Here is a 21,300-nt window from a genome sequence, read left to right on the forward strand (position 1 = left end):
ACTTCCGGGCTGTTGCTGGACACCTTTCACAACCAGAAGCGACAGTGAACCTTTGTGGCTGCAGTGGCTCAGTTGTGCAAAGCGCGCTTACCACTCCGACAAGGGATTGCCATGAGACCTGCCCCCTCCACCGCCCCTCCCCAGGTTCGCATCGAACGTGAACTGAGCCCACGGGCGGTGCTCACCGGCGTAGCGCTGGGCATTCTGCTGACGCCCTCGAATGTGTACGCGGGCCTTCGGATCGGCTGGTCGTTCAACATGTCGATCATCGCCTTGCTGGTCGGTTTCACCCTGTGGCAGGGCCTGGCGGGGCGCAGCAAGGGCCGGCCCGCATGGACGTTGCACGAAAGCAACATCAACCAGACAGTGGCCTCGGCCGCCGCTTCCATCGTTTCTGGCGGGCTGGTCGCGCGCATTTTCGACGTTCTGACCGGTGGCCGCCCGGACACCAGCAGCGGCCGCGTCGTTCTGCTATACCTCATTGCCTGGCTCACCCCAACGAGGATGGATTCTCATGGAGCCACTGTGCACCACGCACCCGGGCGACGAGGATGGCGTGCCTGGCCGTTCGCCCGCCATGCAGGCGCTGCAGGCCTTGCTGCGGCGGGTGGCGCAGAGCGACCGGCCGGTACTGATCTTCGGCCCGACGGGAGCCGGCAAGGAAGTCATCGCCCAGCAACTGCACCGCCTGAGCGCGCCGGGCAAACCATTCATCGACCTCAACTGCGGGGCAATACCCGAGCCACTGCTCGAGTCCGAGCTGTTTGGCCATGCCCGCGGCGCGTTCACCGGCGCGGTTGGCGAGCGCATGGGCCACCTGCAGATGGCTGGGGCGGGGACACTGTTCCTCGATGAGATCGGCGAACTGCCCCTGGCCCTACAGCCGAAGCTGCTGCGGGTGCTGGAAACCGGGCAGTACCGGCCGCTTGGTAGCAGCGAAAACCGGCGCTTCCGCGGCAGGGTGGTGGCGGCCACCCACCGTGACCTCAAGCGCCTGGTGGCCGAGGAGCGCTTTCGCGAAGACCTGTACTACCGCTTGTCGGTGTTCGAGCTCGAACTGCCGGGACTGAACGAGCGCCGTGAGGACATCCCGGACCTGATCGAGCATTTTTGCCGCCAACAACGGCGACCGCTGCGCTTCGATGCAGCAGCGCTGGAGCTGCTGTGCCAACGAGACTGGCCTGGCAATGTGCGCGAACTGCGCAATTCGATCGATCGCATCGGCACCCTGGCCCCGTCACCACTGGTCGATCGGGAAACCCTCGAACAATTGCTGGTACCGCCCTCGCCCGCCTCGGCGCCTGCCGTAGAGCTGGCCGAAGCGCTGCTCGGGCTTGAGGGGCCGGACAAACTGGCAGCGGTGGAGACACTGCTGATAGAGCATGCGCTGAACCGCTGCAACGGCAACAAGAGTGCTGCGGCGCAGCTGTTGGGGGTCAACCGCAAGGTGATCGAGCGGCGGGTCCGGTTGCGCCAGGACTTGCGCCTGACCGTGGAGCGCTACCTGGCCGAAGGCCGCAAGCTGATCGACGGGGCCGACTTCCGCGGCGCCCTGGGCCCTTTGCAGAAAGGCCTGGAAGTGGCCGAGCGGGTCTACGAGGGCAAAGACCTGTGGCGTTTGCAATTTGAGTTGCACCGGTTACTGGGAGTTAGCTTTCGCAGTATCGAGGGCTGGTTGAGCATCACCAGCCTGGCCAGCTACCGGGACGCCCAGGCCTTGGCCGCGCGTCAAGGCCAGCCGCAAGAGATGGCGTCGGTGTCGTTCGGCCTGTGGACCACCCTGTTGATGGGCCTGGAGCTGGCAGAGGCTCGCGCTACGGCACAACAGATGCTGCAGCAGGCGCAGATAGCCGGTGGCGAGGCACTGCGCATCGAGGCCCACCTGGCCATGGCCAATACCCTGTTCTGGCTCGGCGATTTCGAGGAAAGCCTGGCCTGCCTGACGCGCGGCAGGCTGCTGGAGGACGACCAGGCCAGTTGGCCATCGAACCAAGGGCTGGACCTGGTGGGCCTTGCCCGCACTTTCGAAGGCCTGGCCGCCTTCGAGCTGGGCCTGTTCAGCCAGGCGCGCCAGGCGCTGGCCCGCTTGCAGTCCCGCGCCGAGCAGGCGGTCGACAACCCCTTCAACCGCGCGGTCGCCCTGCAGGGCGCGGCCTGGCTCGCCGCAGTACTGGGCGAGCGCGATGCACTCGGGCGCCAGGCCCGCGAGCTGGAGCTGCTCAGTGCGCGCCACGAGTTCTCCTTCTACCGGGGCGTGGGCATGATCCTGCGCGGCTATCACCAGGGCCTATCGGGTGAGTACGAAGCCGGTGAACAGGCCATTGCCGAAGGCTACCAGCAGCATGTGCTGCGTAACGGGGGCCTGTTGTTCCACGGCTTCCAGGCCTGGAAGCGCGGCGAAGTGCTGTTGCTGGGCGGGCGCGCAGAGGCCTGCCTGGAACTGGTGGATGTCGCCCTGGACCTGGCCCAGGACCATCAGGAGCGTGCCTACCTGTGCGAACTGATGTTGTTACGCGGCCGGGCGCTGCTGGCGCTTGGCGACGACCGCGAAGCCGAGGCGACCCTGCGCGTCGCCTTGTCCACCGCGCTGACCCTCGGCGTGGTGCCGGCGCGGCTGCATGCCGCCTTGGAATTGGCCCGGTTGCTCGAACGCAGCGAACGTGGCGCCCAGGTGCAGTCGATCCTGATGCGTGCGCTTCGCGGCCTCGACCCGCAACTGGACTACCCGCCCGCCAGCAACGTGCGTAGCTGGCTGGCACGTTTGTCGAGCTGACCCCCTCAACCGGAAAGCAGGAGCACGATCATGGCGTTCGAGCTGGAGCACAAGGATCTGCAAGCGTTGATCAACGGTGGTTGTTTCTTTGGCAGTGGTGGTGGCGGCACCTTGGCGTCGGCCCGGCACTTGCTGGCCGCGTTCAATGTCGGGGAATTCTACCCGCGCGACCGCGTCAGGGTGGTCACGGTGGATGAGGCCCGTGCCGGCGACGCCGCGGTAGTGGCGTACATGGGTGCACCGGAAACGATCGGGCGTTGCCAGTACCCCCTCGGGCCGATTCAGGCCCTGGAATGCTTGCGCCAGCGCCTGAATGAGCAGGGCCGCGAGCTTGCCTATGTCGTGCCGCCGGAAAGCGGCGCGCTGGGCTTTCTGGTTGCGTGCCTGGCCGCCGCCAAGCTGGGCCTGGCGGTGGTCGATGCGGACGGCGCCGGACGCGCGGTGCCCTCATTGCCGATGCTCACCTTCGCTGCTGCCGGTATACCGCCGCGGCCGGCGTTCGTGGTCAGCCAGGGCGGACTGGTGGTGGAGCTGAATGTGACGCCGCCGGCCAAGGCCCAGGGGTACGCTGAAAACGCCAATGTGATCGCCGAGCAAATGTTGCGCCCTGTGGTCGGCTCGCCGGCGTTCGGTGAGTTCGGTGGCCTGGCGCTATGGTGCATGAGCCCCGACCAGCTGCCTTCCGCACTGCCGATGCGCGGCACCCTCAGCCGCGCCCTGGCGCTGGGCAGAGCCCTGGCTGCGGGGCAGCTGCACACTTGCCAGGCCGTGCTCGACTGGCTTGGCCAGTTCGGCCTGATGGCCCGCTGCCTGTCCCGCAATGCGCGCCTGACCCACGCCGGCGTGACTACCCAGGGCGGCTTCGACATCGGCCGCATCGACCTCGACAGCCACGAAGGAAGCTTGCGCCTGTGCTACGAGAACGAGTCGCTGTTGCTGTGGGACAAGCACCAGCCGCAACCGCTGGCCATGGCCCCGGACAGCATTGCCTGGTTCTTCGAAGGTGCGGGGCCGGCACTGGCCTCCAACGGCGACCTGGTGCGCGCCGATGGCTCGCTGGACCCGAGCTATGCCGGGCGCCCTGCCTGCCTGATCGGCTGGCAGGCGGCGGCGCCGCTACGCCAGCCCGGTGGGTTGATCGCGTGGAGCTTCGAGCAGTTGCTGGCAGACCTGGGTTACATGGGCGCTTACCGAAGCATCGAGCAACTGCAGGAGTTACGACCATGAGCCTGCGTATTGCGGTTCTCGCACCGGTCAACAGCAGCGACTACAACGAGGGCCTGCTGGCCTCGATAGCCCCAGTGGTGCCCCCGGATGTCGAGGTCCAGGTGTACAACATCGACCAGGGCAGCCCGTGTATCCAGAACCGGCTGAATCTCGCCGAGAACGCCCTGGCAGTGGTGCGCCTGGCCCAGCACCTTGAGCAGCAGGGGTTCGACGGCATCTGGCTGAGCGATTTCGACATGTGCGGCGTGGAGCCTGCCCGCGAAGTGATCGATATCCCGATCATTGGCGGCTTCCCCACCTCCGCGTTCAGTGCCCTGGGGTTGTGTCAGCGGTTTTCCATCATCACCATCCTGCAGAGCACCCTGGCCCTGCAACGCGGCCATGTGGCCAATTACGGCCAGAGCATCAATTTTGCCTCCATCCGTTCCATCGACTGCCCGGTGGCCCAGTTGGGTAATGTCGAGGTGGTACTGGTCAAGGCATTGCAAGCCGGGCTGGCGGCCATCAAAGAGGACGGCGCGCAGGCACTGTTGCTTGGCTGTACCGGCTTCATGGGTGTCGCCGAGCGCTTGTCGAAGCTCATCGAGCAGGACCTTGGCTGCTACGTACCAGTGCTGGACCCCAACCAGTGCGGGTTCGGCTTCCTGCTGTCGCTGGTGCGGATGAAGGTGCGTCCGAGCCGTTTGTGCTACGCCAGGGCGCCCCTTGGTTGAGGTGGTCGGATACGTCCGCCATGGGCTCCCCCAGGTGGACGAAAACGTCCACCTGTACCCCTGCTTTTCGGCCTAACTGGTTGAAAGGAAAGCGATCACCAGCCTGGCATGATCGATGCTCCTGTCACCGGGCCGAGCGCGTGACCCCACACGCTCGGCCCACATGACAAGGAGAGCATCATGAGCACTGACTACTATGTAGACTTCGACAACCAGACCAACGATACCTGGACCCTCGCGGTCTACCAGACCTTGCCAAGCTCGGTAGGGCTCGACAGCGTGTCCTGGAAGCAGACCACCGTGCCCACCCAGGGCTTCAGCGGGGTGGAGTGGACCATCGACTACAACGTGGTGATCGCCAACTATCGGCAGGTCGGTGGCGTCGGGGTGTACAAGGCCAGCCAGACGCTGTCGACGCAGCTCGGATCGGTCTGGGACTGTGTGTTCAAGGACAACGTCCAGCAACTGGTGCTGGGTAGCGGCTCCGCGCCCGGAGACAGCATCCAGATCAACAACAAATCGAACTTGCCTGCCAACCTGGGTATCGGCATGAGCGGGCAGGGTTCGGTGTTCAAGCCGGATGTGGTCGGTAGCGGCCAGGCTCAGTTCAAGGTGACACCCACTTATTACCTGGGGCTGTTCCAGAAAGTACAGCTGGGTGAAGTCATCAGCAGCAACGTCGTTGTCGGCCCAAGAGAGATCAAGTTCCCCAGTGGCATGAACTGCGCAACCGCAACTGCGCGCATGGACGGCGCCAATATCAAACTGACCATCACCTACTCCGAAGTGACCAAAGTATCCTACGAGGCTACCCAACGGTTGATCGCTGCCCGCCAGGAGCGCCTTGGCAGGGTTCTGGAACACGCCTGAAGCTGCGGCCGGCGCGCAGCAGCGCGCCGGCCTGCTGTCGCCGGATTCGGCAAGGAGCTGAGAATGAACAAACCCATAGAAATCGCCACCCTCAACGCCGGCCCGCTGGCGTTTACCGCCGACCCAAAGGTGAGTGGCGCCCAGTTACTGGACTTCGTCCATACCGTGGATCAGCAGATCGAAAGCGTCACCAAAGGCCTGGTCGAGCAGTTGAAGAAGGAAAAGATCAACGCCCGCGTGGCGCAGCAGGGCCGTGACTACCTGATCATCCAAGAGGGCGTCAACCCAGCTTCGCTGTCGCAACACGACAGCGTGGAGACCGATCCCGCCCCACAACCCTCGCGGATCCGCATTTACGTCCGCAGTAGCGACGCACCGCCCACCATCAACGCGATGCGACTGTTCTTCCGTGACTGGCGCGCAGTGGCGGGCCTGATCGCGGTAGGCGGCGCCTGGCAGTTGGGGCAGTGGTTGATGCAGGTACGCCGCCAGGACCAGTAGAAGCACCTTTGAACGCGATGGGCTGCTGCCGGGCAGCCCATCGCGCGTTCACGCTTGACCCATACCCTTCCCCCGCCACATGCTCGATCGCTCCACCCACGCTCAAGGAACGATTGCATGAAGCTGGAAACCCTCGCCATCCACGCAGGCTTCAGCCCCGACCCGACTACCCGGGCAGTGGCTGTACCGATCTACCAGACCACTTCCTTCGCCTTCGACGACACCCAGCACGGCGCTGACCTGTTCGACCTGAAGGTGGCCGGCAACATCTACTCGCGCATCATGAACCCCACCAACGACGTGCTCGAGCAGCGCATGGCCGCCCTGGAGGGCGGGGTTGGCGCGCTAGCGGTGGCCTCGGGCATGGCGGCCATCACCTACGCCATCCAGACCGTCGCCGAGGCCGGCGACAACATCGTCTCGGTGGCCAAGCTGTACGGCGGCACCTACAACCTGCTGGCCCACACCCTGCCGCGCATGGGCATCCACACCCGCTTCGCCGCCCATGACGACATCGCCGCCCTCGAAGCATTGATCGATTCGCGCACCAAGGCGGTGTTCTGCGAGTCCATCGGCAACCCTGCCGGCAATATCGTCGACATCGCCGCGCTGGCCGAGGCCGCCCACCGCCATGGTGTGCCGCTGATCGTCGACAACACCGTGGCCACCCCGGTGCTGTGCCGGCCGTTCGAGCACGGTGCCGATATAGTCGTGCACTCGCTGACCAAGTACATCGGCGGCCACGGCACCAGCATTGGCGGCATCGTCATCGACTCCGGCAAGTTCCCCTGGGCCGACAACAAGGAACGCTTCGCCCTGCTCAACACCCCCGACCCGTCCTATCACGGCGTCACCTACACCGAAGCCTTCGGCCCCGCCGCCTTCATCGGCCGCTGCCGGGTGGTGCCGTTGCGCAACACCGGTGCCGCGCTGTCGCCTTTCAACGCCTTCCTGATCCTGCAAGGCCTGGAAACCTTGGCCCTGCGCATGGAGCGCCACACCGAGAACGCGCTGAAGGTCGCCCGCTACCTGCAAGCCCACGAGCAGGTGGCGTGGGTGAAATATGCAGGGCTGCCCGACCACCCCGAGCATGAACTGGCCCAGCGCTACACCGGCGGCAAGCCGGCGTCGATCCTGTCGTTCGGCATCAAGGGCGGCCAGGCGGCCGGCGCGCGCTTCATCGATGCGCTGCAGCTGGTGGTGCGCCTGGTGAACATCGGCGACGCCAAGTCGCTGGCCTGCCACCCCGCCTCCACTACTCACCGCCAGCTCAATGACGAGGAACTGGAGAAGGCCGGCGTGCCACGGGACATGGTGCGCCTGTCGATCGGCATCGAGCACAGCGACGATATCATCGCCGACCTGGCCCAGGCGCTGGAGGCCAGCCGCGGTTGATTCATCTGCGCCCTACCCAATGCCTACGGCGGGCGCACCTTTCGCACATATGGATAGCCCTGCGATGACCCTGTTCTACCTCAAGCTGATCGTCACCCCTCTCCTGATGTGGGCCATCTCCCTCGCCTCGCGTCGCTGGGGCGGCCTGCTCGGCGGGTTGCTGTCCGGCCTGCCGATCACTTCGGCCTTGGTAATGACCTTCCTGTGCCTGGAGCAGGGCACGGCCTTTGCCTTGGGTGCGGTGCCCGGCGCGCTGGGCGGCCTGGCGGCGGTGCAGGCCACGTACACCTTCTACCTGTTCGCCACACGCAGGCTCGGCATCGGCTGGGCCGTATTGCTGGCGATGCTTTGCTATGGCGTCGCGGCCTACGCGTTTACCCACGGGGGCAACCTGTACCTGTCGATTGCCGTGGCGCTGGTGCTGATCGGCGTGCTGATACGCGCCAGCGGCCGCGAGCCCAGGCCGGACACCCTGGTCCGGCCCCGGCATCGATTTTGGGAAATCCCTCTGCGCATGGTGTCTGCCACTTCGTTGCTGATGGTCACCACAAGCCTGGCCAACTGGCTGGGCCCGGCGACCAGCGGGATGCTGGCGCCGATCCCGGTGATTGCCTGGCCGCTGGTGGTGTTCGCCCATGTGCAGACTGGCCGTGCCGGAATGGCGGCGATGGTGCGGGGCAATGCGATCGGGGCGGTGGGGGTGATTGCGTTTTATCTGGTATTGGCGGGGCTGCTCGATGCCTGGGGTGTCGCAATAACCATCAGCCTGGCCATGCTTTGTGCCGTGGTCCTGACCGTGGGCTTGGCGGCTGCATTGCGACGGGGGTGATACGCCGACGAGCATGCCAGGGCTGTGTCCATCGGGGCTGCTTCGCAGCCCATCGCAGGCAAGCCAGCTCCTACAGGATCACTACAGCCTTCAAGGCAGATGCAGTACCTGTGGGAGCGGGCATGCCCGCGAACCGGCGCAGCCGGTGCCATACGCCGTGTCGGGTTCTTCACGGAGGTCATTCCCTGCGCTGATCCAGGTCTACCGCAGGTTGCTCCCCTCTCTGCCTGGCATCGTCTTCCTGCCAATCACCACCCTCCTCTTCGTTCATGAGCGGGTCGTCGTCAGGGTCGGGTGAAGTGGGCATGTCCGGGTTCGTGCCGCCTTGTGCATTCGGGTTGGGGCTCATCGCTGCCTACCTCGCAAGAAAGGTGTGAACCACATTCGTTCCGGGCCAATTCCGTCACCGAGGCTGCGGGTGCTCGGCAGAAACCGAATTGTTTGCCTGCACGTCCTCCATCTCCTCTTCTATCGGGCCTTCGTCATCCGATGGTAGCGGGACCTCTCTGTCACCGCTGCCGGGCTGGGATTCGGTTTGCTCGGGGCCGGGGTCATTCTGATCGTTTGCCATGGACGTTCTCCTGGGTTTGCGCGTTGATCGCGCATACAGATCGGACGGAAAACGGCCAGCAGCAGTGCCTTGGGCTCGACAGGTGGCGCAAAAGGCCGGGGTACCGATCATGACCCCATATAGAGCTAAACCATTATTCAGAGACGTTTCCTACAAGGTTTTGGGAAGCCCAAAGCCTCTCTGGAAAGCGATTCCCCGTTAGTGTTCAGGGGTCGACAAGGACCTGTCCAACACGAGGATCGCTCATGACCATCAGCCAACGTATTGCCCTCGCGATCGCCGAAGCCGGGCTGCCGCACGACCAGTGCATGTTCTGCGAGCGCCAGGGCCTGCCGATCCTGCCGCTGCGCCGCGCCCTGGTGCCCGATACCCGCCCCGAGTGTGTCTCCACCGTGGCGGATAACCGGCATATCTCGACAAAGATCGGCTTGCGCACCTTGCGCAGGGGCTTCCTGTATGTGCTGCTCGACCAGCAGGTCTGGCATGCCTATGCCGTCAGCGAGCAAGGTCATCTGCGCCGCTTCAACCCTTACGAGCCGCCAGATGGCCCGCCTTCGCCGCTGCCCGAAAAATGCGTGAACGCAGATCACGACATTCCTTCGGCCTTTCTCAACCTCGATACCGGCAGGTACACCAGCGCCTGGCTGGCCTTCTCCAGCGATCCTTGGCCGGTGAGCGTGCTGAACGCCTACAAGAGCGGCGCGTCGCCTGCGCATCGCTTCCAGGGCCTGGACCTGATTCAGGCGCGCAACAATCCCGAACTGCTGGGCATCGCCATGACGCCCGATAAGCTTGGGGTCGACCAGCAGGTGTTCGAGTACGCCCAGCATGGCTGTGCCCCCTTCGACAGTGCGCATGGCTTCCACAGCCGCTGGTTGCGCCGGTTCGCCCTGCGAGGGTATCTGGTCAATGCGATCAACCGGCACAAGCTGGAAAACGGCGTGCTGGCGGTGGTGCTCGACGACACTGTCGGGCTGATTCAGGAGTACAACCATCAGCGCCTGAACTGGGTAGTGAAGCGTCAGGCCTGGCGTGAAGACCCGATGCGCGCCTATCAGCTGCAGACCTCGCAGATCCTGCAGATCATTCGCGCCACGCACAGGGAATGGGCGGCGCAGAAGGTGCCGTCGCTGGAACCGATGACGGGTGATGGGCCGCCGGTGTTCACCGACCCGGCAGTCGAGCGGCAGCTGTTGGTCGAGCGTGCGCAGCAGGAGAGTGACGAGCGGCTTGAAGAGCGCTACCACGAACCGCAGCGGGCCGCGTTCCAGGCTGACTATGAGCAGCAGGAACGTGAGTTTCAGCGTTACATCGACAAGGACGCGCAGGCGTACGTTGCCTTGTTCGATACGCCCATGTTCAAGGTGGCCGAGGCGTACGACTACGACGGTAACGATCGTGAGTCCGGGGTGGCCTACGCCAAGACCATGGCCCTGTGCCTGGGCGGTGGGGTTACGGAAGCTGTCGTCCCCCGCCTTGAACCGCATGTTCCCGCTTCCGGCACCAGCGAACTGCTCTGGCTGAAATGGCTGCAGGACCCTGACAGCCCGCCCTACCGTGCCTTGCTGATGCGCGACCAGGCACTGCTGGCCGGGCTGCTGCCCAGTTTCTCCGCCACAGAAGCGATCAGCTGGAACGACAGCGACAAGCTTTACGGCATGCTGAGCAAGATCATCGCCAGCGATGACGCCGGCTTGCGCATGCGCAATACCCTCAAGCAGGCCATTGCTGAAACGCAGAGCGCACTCAATGCGGCCAGTCAGCGGCTGGCGCCATGTTTGTCACCTGGTATTCAGAAGGCTGTGCGGCATTTGAACAGTGCCACGCAGTTTCTCTACAACGGCGTCCACCTGATCGAGCTGGAAGTGAAGATGAAGCTGGGCGAGTACTACGCCTTGCAGAGCGCCCACCTCCGGGAGTTGCAGCATAAGGCCAACGCGTCGATCGCCGAGGCGCGGGACCGGATGCACCGCAATATCGATGACTTCGAGTTTGGCTCGATGAAGGCCATGCGCAAGGTGCGGCCGATCATCCAGCACGGGCTGATGAGCCTGGCCGTGCTCGACCCGCGGTTCACCAATACGATGATCAGCGTGACGGTGTGGGTCGAGGGCAAGGCCGAGGAAGTGCATGGCCGGTTGTTCAAGGAGACCAGCATGGGGGTAACCCAGGCGAGCAGCGCGGCACAGCTTGCCTTGGTGGATATCTCGGTGGCAGCGGGGACGTTGGAAACCGATGCGCGCAGGTTGTTGCAGGGGATGAAGATCACGACGCAGCAGGCGGCCCGATTGGTTAGAACCGGTTTTTCCGGGTTGCGCGGGATTGCTGGCAGCTGGGAGGTTCTGCTGGCGACAGGCGGGTTGTATCTGCAGCAGGACAGCCTGGGCAGGAATCAGGAAAAGGCGGAAACGGAGATTGGGCCGAAGGCGCATGAGGCCAAGTTGGCGTTGCAAGGATCGTACTTGGGAGTGTTGGGAGGGAGTATCGAGCTAATTGGGCTCTTGTTGAGCTCAAGTGCTAAGCATACTGGAAAATCGTGGGCTAGGGGCGCCTCAGAAACTGGAGTATCGCTGATAAAAATCGGTGCGATGATAGGTGCAATAACCGGGGTTTTGGATACGGTACAAGCATTTTCTGCTGCTAAACGTACACGAGCAGCTGGGGACAACCTAGCAGCGAGGAATTATTTTGGTGCAGGTCTTGTGTACGTCTCTTCAACTGGCATGTTTGTCTACGCAATATTCAAACCCGTCCTGTTAGGGCCTTTAGGTCTGGCTATCGTACTGGCTCTCATCGCTTACGCATTTGCCAAGTCAGCTGAAGAAAGCGAATCTAATGCATTAGAGCGCTGGGTACGACGCTGCTGCTTTGGAACTAACGATGAAAATCCGGTCGTGTCTTGGAAGACACCTGAATATGCAGACATAGCGTTTGCAGAGCTGAATGCCGCCACGCTCGGCGTATATACGGCGGTTCATTTCGAATCCAAGCGTTTAAGCGACCCGACCACTTCTAAGATTGGTGGATTGCTTAGCTTGGAATTAGAGCAAAAATTAAAATTCCAAATCATATTGCCCAAATACCGTGGTGAGCATTCGGCCTATCGTTTGACGCTTGTGGTACATCGTCATGGTGACGGAACCTTCCCCGACTTCAGTGGCGGAGAGGCTATCGTTCTTGATGAGTACCAACCTGTTCGAGCCGAGGCGCTTACCAAAGCGGCAACATTCCATGACTTTTTTCAGCCGAGGTTGCCCGATTATAAGAGTGATATTTTAGTTAAAAAAATACGACGGTCGCCTAGCCGAAATGAGCCGCATATGTCTTGGCTAGAAATTACGGGCACTGTGAATCTGATGGCTACGATTGGGCCGCATACCATTAGAGCCGCGACACTGCTGATAAGTTATTGGCCGGATAGAAGGCTGCCAGACGCATATGTTGAGGTCTGCATTAAGGAAGCTAATGAATGAAGATCAAGCCCAGAATCCTTTCAGAGCGAGCTCTGTGTTGGAGTCATGATCTGCCTGGTGTCAGTTCGGATGAAGTTCCGCGTTTAAGCTTTGAAGATATAGATCCGCCACCAAACTACTGTGATGATGTGTTCCTGGAGCTTCCCCGATCTACTGTCAGTTTGCGTGGTGTCACAGTGCTGATAGGGGGACCAATTCTGGTTTTTTCTGTGGGCGCATTAATCTACATGCATTGGAGGTTTTTTGGTATCTACTGGTCGAATAATTGGGGCATTGACATCCTCTCATCGTTAGCGATCTTGATTGGCATGTGGGCTACTGCGACATATGTAAAAATGGACCTATTGCTCCCACGGGACGAACCCATTCGCTTCAATCGCCTACGACGCAAAATCTATCTCTATCAATTCAGATTTCACTACATCTATCTGTTCAGTCATAAACACTGGGGCGTCAAACCGGTCGCCTACAACTGGGACGACGTAACCGCCGAAGTCTACCGAGTCTACGCCCCCGGCCACGGCGGCCTGATCGAGAACGTCATGCTGTCGGTACGCAACCCGGAAACCAACGAAGTTATCGACCGCGTGTTCTTCACTCACGACCTCTACCACGGCGAAGCCTACTGGGCCATCGCCCGGCTATTCATGCAGCAAGGCCCCGAAGCCCTGCCGGAGTTCGTGCACCCACCCCGTGACTGGAACGACGACGATGGCCTGAGCCACATGCATTGCCTGGCACCCAAGGTTCATTGGCCGGAGGATATTGACCGCGAATCCCGTACTGCCCCATCTGAATGAGAGGGCCGATGCTCCTGGGCCTAGAGGGTATAGGCTGCCATAGGTTGCGGCAGCCTCACTGTTCCCGCAAGGCCCCTGCACAGCTAGGCCCTACGGCAAGCTGCTACACGCTCTGCCTAGATGCCAAGTGGGTACATTGAGATTTGTGCCAGGGAGATTAGCGAGTGAAGCGTGATGATAAAGTTTTGTGCGAGCGCGCTTTAGGCTGGAGCCATGACCTTCCCACGGTGCATGAAGTTCCAAAGTGGCGGGAAGTGTGGACGAGTGTCAAGCCGTCGCCCAACTACCTCGATGATGTTTATCTCGAGTTACCTCGGAGTAGCATTATCCTCCGAGGTGTCATATTTTTAGTTGGGATTCCGGGGTTGATTTTTATTCTGGGATTGACGCTTTGCCTCTACTGGGGTCTTTTGCATGACGGTTGGCAGCGCGATTGGCTAATAAACATATCAATAATTTTTCCTCCGGCAATACTATGGGCTTTGATTCCCTATGTCAGACTTGATCTGGTTACGCCTAGAGATGAGCCAATTCGCTTCAATCGACTCCGCCAAAAGATATACATTTATGAGTTTCGATATGACCGCATCTTCATCTTCAGCCGCAAACACTGGGGCGTCAAACCAGTCGCCTACAACTGGGACGACGTAACCGCCGAAGTCTACCGAGTCTACGCCCCTGGCCACGGTGGGCTGATCGAAAACGTCATGCTGTCCGTCCGCAACCCGGAAACCAACGAAGTCATCGACCGCGTCTTCTTCACCCACGACCTGTATCACGGCGAAGCCTACTGGGCGATCGCCCGGCTATTCATGCAGCAAGGCCCCGAAGCCCTGCCGGAGTTCGTGCACCCACCCCGTGACTGGAACGACGACGATGGCCTGAGCCACATGCATTGCCTGGCACCCAAGGTTCATTGGCCGGAGGATATTGACCGCGAATCCCGTACTGCCCCATCTGAATGAGAGGGCCGATGCTCCTGGGCCTAGAGGGTATAGGCTGCCATAGGTTGCGGCAGCCTCACTGTTCCCGCAAGGCCCCTGCACAGCTAGGCCCTACGGCAAGCTGCTACACGCTCTGCCTAGATGCCAAGTGGGTACATTGAGATTTGTGCCAGGGAGATTAGCGAGTGAAGCGTGATGATAAAGTTTTGTGCGAGCGCGCTTTAGGCTGGAGCCATGACCTTCCCACGGTGCATGAAGTTCCAAAGTGGCGGGAAGTGTGGACGAGTGTCAAGCCGTCGCCAAACTATTTCGATGATGTATATCTCGAGTTACCGCGGAGCAGCACCATCCTTCGAGGTGTTATATTTTTGATTGGGGTTCCGGGCTTGCTATTTGCTTTAGGAATTACGCTTTACTTATACTGGAGCCTTTTGCATGGCAGTTGGCCGCGCGACTGGCTTACAAACATATCAATAGCTCTTCTTCCGGTAGCATTATGGGCTTTGACTGCCTATGTGAGGCTTGATCTGGTTGCCCCTAGAGACGAGCCAATTCGCTTCAATCGACTACGCCAAAAAATATATATTTATGAGTTTCGATATGACCGTATCTTCATCTTCAGCCGCAAACGCTGGGGCGTCAAACCGGTAGCCTACAACTGGGACGACGTAACCGCCGAAGTCTACCGAGTTTACGCCCCCGGCCACGGTGGCCTGATCGAAAACGTCATGCTGTCGGTCCGCAACCCGGAAACCAACGAAGTTATCGACCGTGTGTTCTTCACCTATGACCTCTACAAAGGCGAAGCCTACTGGGCCATCGCCCGACTATTCATGCAGCAAGGCCCCGAAGCCCTGCCGAAGTTCGTACACCCACCCCGTGACTGGAACGATGACGATGGCCTGAGCCACATGCATTGCCTGGCACCAAAGGTTCATTGGCCGGAGGACATTGACCGTGAGTCCCGTACTGCCCCATCTGACTGAGAGGGCCGATGAACCCCAAGTCTAGAAGGTATAGGCTGCCCTGGGTTGCGGCAGCCTCACTCTTCCCGCGTGGCCACTGCCCAGTCAGGCCCTGCGGCAGGCTGCTCCCCGCTCTGCTTGCCATCATCAGCCAGGCCATCATCGTCCTCCCCATCACTGTTTCCACGGAACTGAATGCATGAAAGGAAAGAGAAAGATGCTACCTACCCGAGGGGTGGGCTGGAAGTATGATCTTCCTCCGCATGATATTGCACCCGCGCAGCGCGAGGTGTGTTTGGCATCTAATTTAAAGATCAATCGGGCTGGACATATATTTATCGAGATCCCACGGTCGTCGGTCAGTGTGCGGGGGATATCTTTTTTCGGAGGCTTGATTATTTTAATTTACACCATGGTGTTTATCGTGCCAGACATCATCACTTCCCTCCTTGACGACTGGCAATCGGGAATTGAAATTACGACCATAGGCATCATGATTGTAACTCTTTCAACCTGGGTTTTTTTTCCATTGTTTCGTATAGACCTACGACTTCCTCGCGATGAACCCATACGCTTCAATAGAGCACGTCAAAAAGTCTATTTTTACGAGTACAGGTTTGATCGCCTATACCCCTTCGGCAGCAAGGGTTGGGGGGTAAAACCTGTGGCCTATGACTGGGCCGACCTAACTGCCGAGGTTTACAGGGTATACGCCCCAATGGGCTACGGCGGCCTCATTGAAAATGTAATGATATCGGTTCGTAAAACAGACACCGAGGAAGTCATCGACCGCCTGTTCCTGTGTGACGACATAGAGCAAGGCAAGCAGTATTGGGCACTGGCACGTTTGTACATGCAAAGTGGCTATGACGCTCTTCCTGACTCTCTACGCCCTTTTCAGGGTCAGAAGATTGGCAATGGTCTGAACCCTATGCAATACCTCGCCCCCAGGGTCCGATGGCCAGCGAAAATCGACTTGGAGTCTCGCAGCGCACCGACAACAGATTAAGTCGTCTAAAACCTTAGCGCGAGGTGCTGAGGGCACGGTAAGCACCCTGCTGCTACACGCTCTGCCTAGATGCCAAGTGGGTACATTGGGGTTTGTGCAAAGAAGATTAACGAGTGAAACGTGATGATGAAGTTTTGTGCGAACGTGCTTTAGGCTGGAGTCATGACCTTCCCAAGGTGGATGAAGTGCCAAAATGGCGGAGCGTATGGGCGAGTGTCAAGCCGGCACCCAATTATTTCGATGATGTATATCTCGAGTTACCACGGAGCAGCACCATCCTTCGAGGTGTTATATTTTTGACTGGGGTTCCGGGTTTGCTATTTGTTTTAGGAATGACGCTTTACTTATACTGGATCCTTTTGCATGGCAGTTGGCCGCGCGACTGGATTACAAACATATCAATAGCTCTTCTTCCGGTAGCATTATGGGCTTTGACTGCCTATGTCAGGCTTGATCTGGTTGCTCCTAGAGATGAACCAATTCGCTTCAATCGGCTCCGCCAAAAGATATACATTTATGAGTTCAGATATGACCGCATATTTATCTTCAGCCGCAAACGCTGGGGCGTCAAACCGGTCGCCTACAACTGGGACGATGTAACCGCCGAAGTCTACCGAGTCTACGCCCCAGGTCACGGTGGCCTGATCGAAAACGTCATGCTGTCGGTCCGCAACCCGGAAACCAACGAAGTCATCGACCGTGTATTCTTCACCTATGACCTCTACAAAGGCGAAGCCTACTGGGCCATCGCCCGGCTATTCATGCAGCAAGGCCCCAAAGCCCTGCCGAAGTTCGTACACCCACCCCGTGACTGGAACGATGACGATGGCCTGAGCCACATGCATTGCCTGGCACCCAAGGTTCATTGGCCGGAGGAGATTGACCGTGAATCCCGCACTGCCCCATCTGACTGAGAAGGCCGATGCTTTGACGCAGCAGTTTTATACGGCCCGTGTCAGATGCCGAATCCATCTAAATATGGCGGCATGATCCGGAACTAAACTAACAAGTGGTACTTGTTTGCGAGGATAGGATCATGGCCTATGTCGATTGGCGATTGCGCGGCGCAGGGGTCGACCTTTGCAACTGCGATTATGGCTGCCCCTGCCAGTTCAATGCCTTGCCCACCCATGGCACTTGCGAAGCGGCAGTGGGCTATCACATCGAGGAAGGGTACTTCGACGAGGTGTCGCTGGCCGGCTTGAATGTGGCCTGCACCTTCGCCTGGCCTGGACCCATCCACGAGGGCGGTGGGCAATGCCAGGCCTTTATTGATGAACGCGCCAGTGATGCCCAGCGCCAGGCATTGCTGACCATTCTCAGCGGCCAGGAGCAGGAACCCACGGCCTTCTTCGCCATTTTTGCCAGCACGGTGCAGACCATGCACGCACCGCAGTTCGTGCCGGTTGAGGTGCACACCGACCGCGCCGCACTGACCGCCAGCATCCACGTGCCCGGGGTGCTGGATGGCCGGGCCGAGCCGATCCGCAACCCCGTGGACGGATCGGTGCACCGGGCCAGGCTGGTACTGCCAGAGGGCTTCGAGTTCGGCGAGACGGACTGCGCCAGCGCCACCTTCAACTGCTCCGGGGCGGTGAAGCTGGACTATGCCGGGCGCAACGCCATGCTCTACGACCTGGATATGGGGCCAAATGGCATCATCCGCGGCTAGCCGCTGGCCAGCCCCGGGCGCGCTGCTGACCGGCGCGCTGGTGCTGATGATCAGCGCGCTGGGTTGGTGGTGGCACGTCGAGCAGGCAACGACCATGGCGGCGATGGGCGAGATGCAGATGCCACCCACCGCCTGGTGGTCGCGCCAGGGCGCGCTGACCCTGCTGATGTGGTTGGCGATGATGCAGGCGATGATGCTGCCGGCCGCCCTGCCGGTGTTCCTGCTTTACCGACGCTGCCTGGTGCGCGACAGCGCCGGCCCATTCAAGCTGCTGCTGTTCTGCGCGGCCTATGCGCTGCTCTGGTGTGGCTTCGCCCTGCTGATGACCCTGCTGCAGGCCCTTGGCGAATGGCTTGGCTGGCTCGATCCCATGACCCTGCGCCTGCCACCGCTCATGGGTGCGCTACTGCTTCTGCTGGCCGGTGGCTACCAGATGAGCCAGGGCAAGGCCGCTTGCCTGGAGCATTGCCAGAGCCCGCTGTTCTTTCTTCAGCACCATGTACGCCCGGGCCTTGGCGGCGCCTGGAGGCTGGGGTTGCAGCATGGCCTGTACTGCATCGGTTGCTGCTGGGCGCTGATGCTGGTGCTGCTGGTGGTTGGCGCCATGAGCCTGTGGGGCATGGCCGCGCTGGCGATGCTGGTTCTGGCGGAGAAAGTGTTGCGGTTGGGCGCGGCCTGGCGCCGCTACAGTGGCGCCCTGCTTATCGCTGGTGGACTGCTGCTGGCGTTCTGGCCGCATATCTGACAACCCGCCCGGGCCTACCCGGGCGGGTGCAGCGGTACCACGCCGAAGCCATTGGCGTCAGGCCAGCGCCTCACGGCTGTGCTGGCCGTCGACCAGGCGTTGCAGGCCCAGCGGGTTGGCGTTTTTCAGGGCGTCGGGCAGCAGCGCATCCGGGTAGTCCTGGTAGCACACCGGCCGCAGGAAGCGGTCGATAGCCAAGGTGCCGACCGAGGTCCCACGGGCATCGGACGTGGCCGGGTATGGCCCGCCATGCACCATGGCATCGCACACTTCGACACCGGTCGAGTAACCATTGACCAGCAGGCGCCCGGCCTTGCGCTGCAGCAGCGGCACCAGCGCGGCGAAGCGCTGCAGGTCTTGTGGCTCGGCAATGAGCGTTGCCGTCAGCTGCCCGTGCAAGGCTTGCAGCGCGCGGCGCAGTTCGGCTTCGTCGGCCACCGCCACGGCCACCGTGGCCGGCCCGAACACCTCCTCCTGAAGCAACGCATCACCGTCAAGCAGCAGGCTCACATCCGCCTGGAACAACTGCGCCTGCGCCTGGTCGCCAGCCTGGTCGGCGCCGGCCAGATGACGCACGCCCGGGTGCTGGTGCAGGCGTTGCACGCCCTGGGCATAGCTGCGCAATGTACCGGCATTGAGCATGGTCTGCCCGGGCTGGTCGGCCAGCTGCGCACCAAGGGCCGCCAGGAAGTTGCTGAACGCCTCGCCGGCAATACCGATGACCAGCCCGGGGTTGGTGCAGAACTGCCCGCAGCCCAGCACCACCGAACCGGCCAGCTCCCTGGCCACCTGCTCGCCCCTGGCCTGCAAGGCCGCAGGCAAGACCAGCACCGGGTTGATGCTGCTCATTTCGGCGAACACCGGAATCGGCTGCGGGCGCGCTGCAGCCAGCTCGCACAGCGCACGGCCGCCCTTGAGCGAACCGGTGAAGCCCACGGCCTGGATCGCCGGGTGGCGCACCAGCGCTTCGCCGACACCGGCACCGTAGATCATGTTGAACACGCCTGCGGGCATGCCGGTGGCCACCACCGCCCGCTCGATGGCCTCGGCCACCCGTTCGGCAGTAGCCATATGGCCGCTGTGCGCCTTCACCACCACCGGGCAACCGGCGGCCAGCGCCGCGGCGGTATCCCCCCCTGCGGTGGAGAAGGCCAGCGGGAAGTTGCTGGCGCCGAACACGGCTACCGGGCCGACGCCGGTGCGGTACTGGCGCAGGTCAGGGCGCGGCAGCGGCTGACGCTGGGGTTGGGCACGGTCGATGCGCGCCCCCAGGTAGTCGCCACGACGAAGCACCGAGGCGAACAGGCGCATCTGGTTGCTGGTACGCGCGCGTTCGCCCTGGATGCGCCCGGCCGGCAGTGCGGTTTCGCGGCACACGGTGGCGACAAAGGTGTCGTCCAGCGCATCCAGCTGGTCGGCAATGGCATCGAGGAACTGCGCACGGCGCTGCGGCGCCAGGGCGTTGTATTCGGCGAAGGCCGCTTCGGCAGCCTGCGCGGCGGCGTCCACTTCCTCCGGGGTGGCTTGGGCAAAGGCCTGCGGAAGGGCTTCGCCGGTGCGCGCGTCGAGGCTTTGCAGGCGCACGCTGCCGGCAGCGCTGCGCTGGCCGCCAATGAAGTTGCTTCCAGACATGGTTGGCTCCTGTAATTGAGAAAGACGGTTCAGATGCTCATGGCGGTAAGGGGGCTGCTGCGCAGCCCATCGCAGGCAAGCCAGCTCCTACAGGGTAACTGTGGGAGCGGGCGAGCCCGCGAAAGGGGCGCAGAGCGGCCCCGATTCAGCAACTGGCTGGCAGCGGGCTCAAAGGCTTCTCACCACCCCGGGGCGAACCTGCCCGGGCGCGGCGGCAATGCCGTTGCGCAGCGGCTGGCCGAAGGCGTCGAGGCTGACTTCGAAGGTGTCGCCCGGGCGCGCCTGGATGCCGTCGGCGAACGACAGCGTGGCGGTGCCGAAGTAATGCACGTGGATATCACCGGGGCGCAGGAACTGGGTGTACTTGAAGTGGTGGAATTCCAGGTTCTCGAAGCTGTGGCACATGTTCTGCTCGCCCGAGAGGAACGGCTTGCGCCACAGTTCCTGCCCGTCGCGCAGGATGCGGCTGGTGCCTTCCAGGTGGGCCGGCAGCGCACCCAGGCGCAGCTCTGGGCCGAAGCTGCAGGCGCGCAGTTTGGAATGGGCCAGGTACAGGTAGTTGCGCCGCTCCATCACATGGTCGGAAAACTCGTTGCCCAACGCATAGCCAAGGCGGTAAGGCGTACCGTCGGCACCGATCAGGTACAGCCCGACCAGCTCTGGCTCCTCGCCGGCATCCTCGGCGAACACCGGCAGCGGCAGGTCGGCGCCAGGGCGCACGACGATGCCACCGTCGCCCTTGTAGAACCACTCCGGCTGCGCGCCCTCCTGGCCTGCCGGCGGCCGACCGCCATCGAGGCCCCACTGGAACATGCGCATGCTGTCGGTCACCGCGCCTTCGGCCTGCTGCTGATGCATCTTGTCGCGGGTTGCGGCGCTGCCCAGGTGGGTCAGCCCGGTGCCGGTGACCAGGCAGTGCGCCGGGTCCGGGTGGTCCAGTGGCGGCAACACGCGGCCTTCGGCCAGCAGGGCCAGGTAGTCGTGGCGCTCGCCCAGGCCGGCAGCCTGCACTTCAGCGGCCAGGTCACGGCCGGCGGCAATGGCTTGCAGGGCCAGCTCGCGGGTGCTGCCTGCGCCCTGCACCTGCAGGGCGTAATCGTCTTCCACCACGCCCACGCAGCGCTCGCCGGTGGCGGTTTCAAATTGGATCAATCGCATGTTTGTGCTCGCTTCTCGGTTGC

Annotated in this window: 19 protein-coding genes and 1 pseudogene; 16 read left to right on the forward strand and 4 right to left on the reverse strand. The window is 61.8% G+C overall.

Annotated features, from left to right (window positions below; translation table 11 throughout):
- Positions 1–111: 111 nt before the first annotated feature.
- The 8 genes and pseudogenes from IMX18_RS13855 to IMX18_RS13890 all read left to right on the forward strand — a co-directional run.
- Positions 112–447, forward strand: a pseudogene (locus tag IMX18_RS13855) (OPT/YSL family transporter); the annotation flags it as partial.
- A gap of 67 nt (positions 448–514) precedes the next feature.
- The gene (locus tag IMX18_RS13860) at positions 515–2,773 is read left to right on the forward strand and encodes a sigma-54-dependent transcriptional regulator (RefSeq protein WP_054572959.1); all 2,259 of its coding nucleotides are present in this window, start codon (positions 515–517) and stop codon (positions 2,771–2,773) included.
- 30 nt (positions 2,774–2,803) lie between these two features.
- Entirely contained in the window at positions 2,804–4,000 is a 1,197-nt protein-coding gene (locus tag IMX18_RS13865) for an S-methyl thiohydantoin desulfurase domain-containing protein (protein WP_054572960.1), read from the forward strand.
- On the forward strand, positions 3,997–4,713 hold the full coding sequence (locus IMX18_RS13870) for an aspartate/glutamate racemase family protein (RefSeq protein WP_015269922.1): 717 nt from the start codon (positions 3,997–3,999) through the stop codon (positions 4,711–4,713). Before IMX18_RS13865 ends, IMX18_RS13870 begins: the two co-directional genes overlap by 4 nt.
- A 180-nt stretch (positions 4,714–4,893) precedes the next feature.
- On the forward strand, positions 4,894–5,583 hold the full coding sequence (locus tag IMX18_RS13875; RefSeq protein ID WP_046614039.1) for a hypothetical protein: 690 nt from the start codon (positions 4,894–4,896) through the stop codon (positions 5,581–5,583).
- 63 nt (positions 5,584–5,646) lie between these two features.
- Positions 5,647–6,084, forward strand: coding sequence for a hypothetical protein (locus IMX18_RS13880; protein WP_054572962.1), 438 nt, complete (start codon positions 5,647–5,649; stop codon positions 6,082–6,084).
- 117 nt (positions 6,085–6,201) lie between these two features.
- The gene (locus tag IMX18_RS13885) at positions 6,202–7,479 is read left to right on the forward strand and encodes a bifunctional O-acetylhomoserine aminocarboxypropyltransferase/cysteine synthase (RefSeq protein WP_013972022.1); all 1,278 of its coding nucleotides are present in this window, start codon (positions 6,202–6,204) and stop codon (positions 7,477–7,479) included.
- Between the two features lie 64 nt (positions 7,480–7,543).
- Positions 7,544–8,308, forward strand: a complete 765-nt coding sequence (locus IMX18_RS13890; RefSeq protein ID WP_191472887.1) for a hypothetical protein — start codon at positions 7,544–7,546, stop codon at positions 8,306–8,308.
- A gap of 178 nt (positions 8,309–8,486) precedes the next feature.
- Here the strand turns inward: IMX18_RS13890 and IMX18_RS28230 are convergent, their stop codons facing one another.
- The gene (locus IMX18_RS28230; RefSeq protein WP_262926140.1) at positions 8,487–8,615 is read right to left on the reverse strand and encodes a hypothetical protein; all 129 of its coding nucleotides are present in this window, start codon (positions 8,613–8,615) and stop codon (positions 8,487–8,489) included.
- A 96-nt stretch (positions 8,616–8,711) separates the two neighbouring features.
- Positions 8,712–8,879 carry a hypothetical protein gene (locus IMX18_RS13895; RefSeq protein WP_160320193.1) on the reverse strand — a complete coding sequence of 56 codons (168 nt, stop codon included), beginning with the start codon at positions 8,877–8,879 and terminating at the stop codon, positions 8,712–8,714.
- A gap of 245 nt (positions 8,880–9,124) precedes the next feature.
- Between IMX18_RS13895 and IMX18_RS13900 the strand changes: the two genes are divergently transcribed.
- From IMX18_RS13900 to IMX18_RS13935, 8 genes are all read left to right on the forward strand, one after another.
- Positions 9,125–12,352 carry a T6SS effector BTH_I2691 family protein gene (locus tag IMX18_RS13900; protein ID WP_223175409.1) on the forward strand — a complete coding sequence of 1,076 codons (3,228 nt, stop codon included), beginning with the start codon at positions 9,125–9,127 and terminating at the stop codon, positions 12,350–12,352.
- Entirely contained in the window at positions 12,349–13,152 is an 804-nt protein-coding gene (locus tag IMX18_RS28035) for a DUF6708 domain-containing protein (RefSeq protein WP_225903888.1), read from the forward strand. Before IMX18_RS13900 ends, IMX18_RS28035 begins: the two co-directional genes overlap by 4 nt.
- Positions 13,153–13,316: 164 nt before the next feature.
- The gene (locus tag IMX18_RS28285; RefSeq protein WP_325169227.1) at positions 13,317–14,117 is read left to right on the forward strand and encodes a DUF6708 domain-containing protein; all 801 of its coding nucleotides are present in this window, start codon (positions 13,317–13,319) and stop codon (positions 14,115–14,117) included.
- A gap of 164 nt (positions 14,118–14,281) precedes the next feature.
- A complete protein-coding gene (locus IMX18_RS28040) occupies positions 14,282–15,082 on the forward strand; it encodes a DUF6708 domain-containing protein (protein ID WP_225903889.1) in 801 nt (266 codons plus the stop codon).
- Positions 15,083–15,260: 178 nt separating this feature from the next.
- A complete protein-coding gene (locus IMX18_RS13920; protein WP_225903890.1) occupies positions 15,261–16,070 on the forward strand; it encodes a DUF6708 domain-containing protein in 810 nt (269 codons plus the stop codon).
- A 113-nt stretch (positions 16,071–16,183) separates the two neighbouring features.
- Positions 16,184–16,984 carry a DUF6708 domain-containing protein gene (locus tag IMX18_RS28045; protein ID WP_225903891.1) on the forward strand — a complete coding sequence of 267 codons (801 nt, stop codon included), beginning with the start codon at positions 16,184–16,186 and terminating at the stop codon, positions 16,982–16,984.
- Positions 16,985–17,106: 122 nt separating this feature from the next.
- Positions 17,107–17,742 carry a DUF1326 domain-containing protein gene (locus IMX18_RS13930; protein ID WP_013972018.1) on the forward strand — a complete coding sequence of 212 codons (636 nt, stop codon included), beginning with the start codon at positions 17,107–17,109 and terminating at the stop codon, positions 17,740–17,742.
- Positions 17,723–18,487, forward strand: coding sequence for a DUF2182 domain-containing protein (locus IMX18_RS13935; protein WP_061302508.1), 765 nt, complete (start codon positions 17,723–17,725; stop codon positions 18,485–18,487). The genes IMX18_RS13930 and IMX18_RS13935 overlap by 20 nt, the downstream gene beginning before the upstream one ends.
- 57 nt (positions 18,488–18,544) lie before the next feature.
- Here the strand turns inward: IMX18_RS13935 and IMX18_RS13940 are convergent, their stop codons facing one another.
- Together IMX18_RS13940 and araD1 are read right to left on the reverse strand one after the other, a co-directional pair.
- Entirely contained in the window at positions 18,545–20,119 is a 1,575-nt protein-coding gene (locus IMX18_RS13940; RefSeq protein ID WP_137137385.1) for an aldehyde dehydrogenase (NADP(+)), read from the reverse strand.
- A gap of 168 nt (positions 20,120–20,287) precedes the next feature.
- Positions 20,288–21,277 carry an AraD1 family protein gene (gene araD1 / locus IMX18_RS13945; protein ID WP_217191406.1) on the reverse strand — a complete coding sequence of 330 codons (990 nt, stop codon included), beginning with the start codon at positions 21,275–21,277 and terminating at the stop codon, positions 20,288–20,290.
- Between the last annotated feature and the right edge of the window lie 23 nt (positions 21,278–21,300).

The organism is Pseudomonas shirazica, assembly GCF_015168335.1.
GTDB classification, from domain to species: Bacteria; Pseudomonadota; Gammaproteobacteria; order Pseudomonadales; family Pseudomonadaceae; genus Aquipseudomonas; species Aquipseudomonas asiatica.

Coding starts and splice junctions, on each gene's coding strand:
- IMX18_RS13895 (WP_160320193.1), bottom strand. CDS start 8,879: ATGGCAAACGATCAGAATGACCCCGGCCCCGAGCAAACCGAATCCCAG.
- IMX18_RS13900 (WP_223175409.1), top strand. CDS start 9,125: ATGACCATCAGCCAACGTATTGCCCTCGCGATCGCCGAAGCCGGGCTG.
- IMX18_RS13885 (WP_013972022.1), top strand. CDS start 6,202: ATGAAGCTGGAAACCCTCGCCATCCACGCAGGCTTCAGCCCCGACCCG.
- IMX18_RS13875 (WP_046614039.1), top strand. CDS start 4,894: ATGAGCACTGACTACTATGTAGACTTCGACAACCAGACCAACGATACC.
- IMX18_RS13890 (WP_191472887.1), top strand. CDS start 7,544: ATGACCCTGTTCTACCTCAAGCTGATCGTCACCCCTCTCCTGATGTGG.
- IMX18_RS13935 (WP_061302508.1), top strand. CDS start 17,723: ATGGCATCATCCGCGGCTAGCCGCTGGCCAGCCCCGGGCGCGCTGCTG.
- IMX18_RS28230 (WP_262926140.1), bottom strand. CDS start 8,615: ATGCCCACTTCACCCGACCCTGACGACGACCCGCTCATGAACGAAGAG.
- IMX18_RS13860 (WP_054572959.1), top strand. CDS start 515: ATGGAGCCACTGTGCACCACGCACCCGGGCGACGAGGATGGCGTGCCT.
- IMX18_RS13880 (WP_054572962.1), top strand. CDS start 5,647: ATGAACAAACCCATAGAAATCGCCACCCTCAACGCCGGCCCGCTGGCG.
- IMX18_RS13865 (WP_054572960.1), top strand. CDS start 2,804: ATGGCGTTCGAGCTGGAGCACAAGGATCTGCAAGCGTTGATCAACGGT.
- IMX18_RS13870 (WP_015269922.1), top strand. CDS start 3,997: ATGAGCCTGCGTATTGCGGTTCTCGCACCGGTCAACAGCAGCGACTAC.
- IMX18_RS13940 (WP_137137385.1), bottom strand. CDS start 20,119: ATGTCTGGAAGCAACTTCATTGGCGGCCAGCGCAGCGCTGCCGGCAGC.
- IMX18_RS13930 (WP_013972018.1), top strand. CDS start 17,107: ATGGCCTATGTCGATTGGCGATTGCGCGGCGCAGGGGTCGACCTTTGC.
- IMX18_RS28035 (WP_225903888.1), top strand. CDS start 12,349: ATGAAGATCAAGCCCAGAATCCTTTCAGAGCGAGCTCTGTGTTGGAGT.
- araD1 (WP_217191406.1), bottom strand. CDS start 21,277: ATGCGATTGATCCAATTTGAAACCGCCACCGGCGAGCGCTGCGTGGGC.
- IMX18_RS13920 (WP_225903890.1), top strand. CDS start 15,261: ATGAAAGGAAAGAGAAAGATGCTACCTACCCGAGGGGTGGGCTGGAAG.